The organism is Halocynthiibacter sp., from assembly GCF_049608145.1.
Classification (GTDB): domain Bacteria; phylum Pseudomonadota; class Alphaproteobacteria; order Rhodobacterales; family Rhodobacteraceae; genus Halocynthiibacter.
The window spans coordinates 1-5,805 of the sequence record NZ_JBMYXF010000088.1 but is presented as its reverse complement, the minus strand read 5'-3'; the positions used below and the strand labels follow the sequence as shown (position 1 = coordinate 5,805).

At 53.6% G+C, this 5,805-nt stretch carries 4 protein-coding genes; all 4 read right to left on the bottom strand.

The features are described from left to right. Positions 1–1,844: type VI secretion system membrane subunit TssM (gene tssM, locus ACPGUT_RS15620; RefSeq protein ID WP_423992973.1), on the bottom strand; the 1,844-nt coding region annotated here is incomplete at its 3' end. A gap of 10 nt (positions 1,845–1,854) precedes the next feature. Further along, positions 1,855–2,658, bottom strand: coding sequence for a type VI secretion system-associated protein TagO (locus ACPGUT_RS15615; RefSeq protein WP_423992971.1), 804 nt, complete (start codon positions 2,656–2,658; stop codon positions 1,855–1,857). After that, positions 2,655–4,187, bottom strand: coding sequence for a sigma-54-dependent transcriptional regulator (locus ACPGUT_RS15610; protein WP_423992969.1), 1,533 nt, complete (start codon positions 4,185–4,187; stop codon positions 2,655–2,657). Before ACPGUT_RS15610 ends, ACPGUT_RS15615 begins: the two co-directional genes overlap by 4 nt. Beyond that, on the bottom strand, positions 4,184–5,805 hold a 1,622-nt coding region (locus ACPGUT_RS15605), incomplete at its 5' end, for an AAA family ATPase (RefSeq protein ID WP_423992967.1). The genes ACPGUT_RS15610 and ACPGUT_RS15605, both read right to left, overlap by 4 nt.

The following is a 5,805-nucleotide window of genomic DNA, read 5'->3' as shown; positions in this document are numbered from 1 at the left end:
ACTTCACCCTGGGCTTCAAAATTGGTCTGCCAGAAATCGCCAAAATACTTATCGATCACCCGGTTATCCCGGCCTTCCAGTTCACCCATCATGCGGTAAACTCGCAGGTATTCCAGTTCTTCATCACTGCCCTTCGGACAAACCTGGCGCAGCTTTTGCTCCACCCCACCCAGCAGGACAGGCGCAAACTGATCATTCAAAATCGTGCGATAGGCTGCATCCGCGATCGGGCCAATCTCACGGCCTTGATACAACGTCAGCTGAGCCGTCGCAGCGGACACTTCGCGGAAATCATCAAATTCAAAAGTGGCATCACGGATGGTGTTCAGTGGATCCAGCAATTGCTGACCTGTGGGATCATTGCGAACGCTTTGTCCCAAAGATGCATATACCTCGGTGCGATCCAGAACATTTTCCGCTAGGGCCAAGTTCTTGCTATATTGTGATGACCAGTAAATTGCACCAATTGCGCATGCTGCGGCCGATCCAAAGAACGCCAACATCAAACGGCTGCGATAGCGTTTCTCAACCTTCACATTGTTCCCGGCAAGGCCTGCTTCTGGAAAGACGGCTTTTTTGAAAAACTGCGTGATAAAGAACGGATGCGACGCGCCCTGAGATGTTCCATACAAAGGTTGCGGCAACATATACCGTTGGCCCACGGCCTCTAGGAACACGTTCTGAGGCGCATTTTCCTGGCGGTTAGAGGCGAAATAAACACCGCGTACCAAAGGTGGGGTCGAGAATTTGTCAGCCGTCAGCGCGCCCTTCAAGAAAGCTGACATCGGGGCCTCAAGCCCCAGCAATGTACGGTAAAACGTGAACGCCTCACGGCGGTTGCGCGGGTTTTTCAGATCCAGCAGCTGACGGGTCGTCAGACGGTGAATCTTTTTACAGAACTCAGCATATTGTTCAACAAATTGGTCATCCCAAGCCGGTGTATGACGTCCTTCATACAGGAAATGAAAGCCAAACAGGTTTTCGCGGTCAACGGCTCGCAACCCTTCGAAGAAATCCGTAAAGCCAGCCAGTTGGTCCATTTTGGTGAAAACGATATGCACTGTCAGGCGAGTGCCCAGACGTTCCACAAGATCATTCACCGTGCGGCGCACAAGGTTTGCGTATTCTTCGCGATCGGCCATAGAAAAATGAGAGAATTCCAGCATATCCACGGCCAGGATCACCCCATTGATTGGGCGACGTGGGCGGATCTTCTGAAGATTGGTCAGGAAACGATCCCACAGAACAGACTGCACGCCGGTGCGTTCTTCATGTGGCACAAACTGATGCCCGTCGATATCCAGAAGAACCGCTTCATTCCCAGCCACACGCCAGGTGATGAATTCTTTTGCGTCCCGTTCGCCCAAAGTCGCCAGTTCTGCACGAATCTCATGATCAATCGGAAAACGCATATCACCATTTTCAATAATGGATGTTTTCCCAGCAGCATGTTTCCCCAAGACAAGGAACCAGGGCAGCCCGTAAATGCTGCGCCCACCCCGGGACCAGCGGCTGCGGATCACAGCAACAGCTTTCGCAAAGGCAGTGTCCATGGCCTCAGCTTCCAGCTCCTCAATGGTGGGTTCGCGGCGTTCTTTCTTTTCGCGCGATGCCAGACGCGCCCGAACGACCCGCACAATCATCACCGTCATCAGGATCAGCCCCAAAACCAACAGGCACAGGGCAACCCAGAAACGCATGTCACCTTCGGCAAAGGGTTGGAAGTTTTTCCAGCGTAGTTTTTCACCGAAGAACCAGACAACCAGCGCCCCGACAAAGCTGAGGACCATAATCAGGGGCAGCGGGCTTAGGAATTTTTTTAGGACTTTAAAAACTCGGAACATAGGACACCTGTTAATCGGAACTGTTGGACAAAGCCCAGGAACAATGACGCGCCAAAAGGGGCAATACATCGTTCAGGGCAGCAGTATTAAAGAAAGCGGAACGCAAATTGGAACTGTCACCAATTCCGACCTGCGTGATATCAGCGGCACTGATCGCACGGGTCAGACGGATGGAATCCAGCCCTCGGGCATTTTCAGTGACATAACCTCCACCACGCACATGAAACTGACGCAATTCCCGCCCATCATTTTCGGTCACGCGGTCGTCATAATGGAAACGCACGGATGTGGTTCGGGTCTCAAACGGGTCATACCAATAGATACGGAAACGGGTGATGTCATTCTGACAACTGACAACAAGGGTCGCATCTTCCCCCTGCCCGTCCATACTTTGCAAAGCAAGGAACAAATCCGTGTCGTCGTGGTAGGTTTCAGGATCAACCGATTCACCGTCACGGTTGCGTAGATCTATCTCGCCCAACTCATCAAACACACGCAGGCTGGCACCGCTATCGCGGTCACGCAAGGATACAGCCACGCCGTTTTCACTGACATCCGGACTGGTCATCAGGCTGGTCAAAAATGCAATCGCAGGAACAATCTGTGGTGCAGGTTCCGGCGTGGGTTCTGGCGTGACATCTGTCACCTCAGGGCGTCGCAGCACCGTATCGTAACATTCCAGCCGACTAAGACGTTCATTGTCTTCAAAGCAGGGTGTCAGCAGCTCGCGATCAATCGTAACAGCCCCTTCCTGTGCCTGCAGAGGGGTTGCGAGGGCCGCTGAAAATGCGGCCAAAGAAAAAGTACCTATCAAAGTCCGTATCTTAAACATTTATCTGCCAGTGTTCGTTTCGGAATACCCAGGTTTTTTGCCGCCTGGGCTCGGTTGTTTTCCGCATCAGAAAGGGCGCGACGGATCAGGTTCGCTTCATAGCTTTCCACAGAAGCTTTCAGATCTGAGGCAGGTGCATTCAGGGGTTTACCATTCACCTTTGCCCCCAGATGTTGCGGTGAAATTATTCCGTCTTGCTGGGTTTGCAAGCTTGCGCGGGTGATCATTGCGCGCAGTTCGTGCATGTTGCCTTGCAATTCCTGGCGCATCAGAAACGCGACACTGCCCGGGGCAAAACTAAGCCTTTGCTTGCGTTCACATGCCACCGCGATCAGGATTTCATGTGCAAGGGTTTCAATATCTTCCGAACGCTCACGCAGCGGCTGAATATGGATTCCAACCTGCGCGATTTTATGATACAACGATGCAGAAATACCGGTTTCATTCTGCGCGTCAGAAGGTGCAGAAAACGCAAACCTCTGTGTCAGCCCCACTTCCCGGCTGCTGCCAAGCGGTCGGAAACTGCCGGTGTCCAGCAAGCGCGAGAGACTGCCTTGCAGCTCTTCTGATAGCAGATCCACCCGATCAAAATAAATCATACCGTCGCCGGTTTCGCGCAACAGTCCACGCCGGGATGTCGCCACCCCCTGAATTGCCCCACGCTTATGCCCAAACAGCTCGGGCGCAAAGCTTTCGGCGGTCAAAGTAGCACAGTTCACATAGGTAAACGGCGCATTGGACAGGCGCGACAGACGATGCATTTCACGCGCCACCTGTTCCCGTCCGGTGCCATCTTCGCCGGAAATTAGAATTGTGCCTGACGCATCCGCAAACCGTTCCACCTGACCGCGCAACTTTTGCATAGCTGACGAATTTCCCGGCAGGCGGGCCTGTAAATTACTACGTGCACGCTCACGCAAATTACTGCGTTGTTTATCCGCAAGCTCCAGTGACCGTTCCAACGCCGAAATATGGAATGCTGCGGCACGTTGCCGGCTACTTTGTTCCACCTGAGCTGAAACCGCACGTAGAATAAGCGTCATATCCGTGCTTTTAAGACGGGTCGGAAACGTATTTTCACCAGATACGATGTAGACACCGATCAGATCACCCCGGGTATTCTGCATCGGTACAAAGCAAATGTGACCCGCAGCCGCGAGATCCGGAAAAAGTGGATCAAGGGGCGACAAATTATATCCATTATCAAGTGCATTCAGACACAGGTTCCGTCCAGTCAACGCAACCTGCGCCAAAGGCGTCTGCCCGCTGTCGCCAGACTGTAGGGGCAGTGACATCACCAGCGGCGCCCAGGTGGTATCCCCTTCCGACACGCCCGCGCCGGTGATGAAGTTCTGCCGGGTATTGTCCAGCATCATCAAAACTGCCGTACGCGCATGAAGAAAATTCGAGATCAACACACAGCTTTGCATCAGAACCGCATCAGGGCGGTCCTGGCTTACCAGATTGCAGAGCGTCAGCATCTGGTCGCGTATGTCCTCGGCTTCGATCATTCGGCAGGCACCGCTTCCTGTTCCGTTTCTGAAAACTCTGCGGTGTTGGTTTCCGGCAGGAAGGTCAGTTCGAACCCGCCATCACGTGCAGAAACCTGAACTTCTTCAAACGATTCTTCACGGGTAATCCGCTGCAACGCTTCCTCAGCAACAGGTGGCAAAATCCAGCGGTCAATCACCTGTTCAACCATGCGCGCACCATTTTCTGAATGTGAACACAGATCTTCGATCTGCGCCGTCACAGTTTCATCCCAAGTCAGTTCCAGCCCGCGTACCTCGCGTAGACGCTTCGCTTGGCTAGCCAGTTTCAGATCAATAATCATCCGGATCGTGTCGCTTTCCAGCGGTTTGAAACACAGGATCCGCATTCGAGCCAAAAGTGCCGGTTTGAAATGGGTTTCCAGATGCGGACGCAGGGCTTTTTCAAGCGCCTCCATAGAGGCATTTGTCACCGTTTCCCGATTCTGCATCAGCGCGTCAGAGCCAAGGTTCGAGGTCATAAAGAAGACGATGTTCGTACAGTCAATCTCGCGCCCTTCACCGTCGTTGATGATGCCCTTGTCGAACGCCTGATAGAAGATATTCATCACATCCGCATGGGCCTTTTCAACCTCATCCAGCAGCACCACAGAATAAGGTTTGCGCCGGATTGCTTCGGTCAGAACACCGCCTTCACCATATCCGACATAACCAGGAGGCGAGCCAATCAGACGACTGACCGTATGCTTTTCCTGATATTCTGACATGTTGATCACGGTCAGGAACTGCTTGCCACCAAACAGATGTTCAGCCACCTGTTCCGCCGTTTCGGTTTTCCCTACGCCAGAGGGTCCAACAAGAAGGAAAGTGCCGCGCGGAGTGTTTTCGCGTACGAAATCAAGCCGCGCAGCCTTCATCCTGTCGTGGATTACATCAATCGCCAGATCCTGCCCGCGCACGCCTGCTTTCAGACGATCGCCAAGCAACAAAACCTTCGCTGCATCATCATCCGACATGGCCGAGGCTGGCACACCGGTCCAGTCCGCGATCACATCCGCAACCGCGTCATTGCCAACTTCAAAATTCACAAGCGGTGCATTGTTATGGCGTGCTTCACGCAATTCCGTCAGCAAGGCACTGACTTCATTCTGCCAATCATCCTGTGTGCCTTCCGGAGCTTCCTCGTCTTCATCCAACTCGGCTTCTGGATCGCGCGCAATCCAGCTGCGCAGGTCGATCACGCGATCCACCTTCGCCTTTTCCGCATCCCAGCGGGCGCGTAGAGCATCGGCGTCTTCTTGCAAACGTGCGATTTCCTGATCCGTCGCGGCGGCATCGTCCACAGCGCCTTCCGCGCGCATCAGAACGTCGCGTGCTTCATCCTTCTGGCGCAGCTCGAGCATCTGAATGCGTTTTTCCAAAAGCTCTAATTCACGCGGGCGCGCGGTCTGTCCCGCTGCCACACGTACACAGGCGGTATCGAGCACGTCGAATGCCTTATCCGGCAATTGCCGTCCGGTCAGATAGCGATCCGACAAATGCGACGCCGCCTGAAGTGCTGCATCCGAGATATAAACATGGTGTGTTTCTTCATAAGCAGACCGCAATCCGCGCAGAATGGTCACCGCCTGATCGGGGG

What these genes read in the sequence shown, in the direction of transcription:
- ACPGUT_RS15610 (WP_423992969.1), bottom strand. Translation starts at nt 4,187, where the DNA reads ATGATCGAAGCCGAGGACATACGCGACCAGATGCTGACGCTCTGCAAT.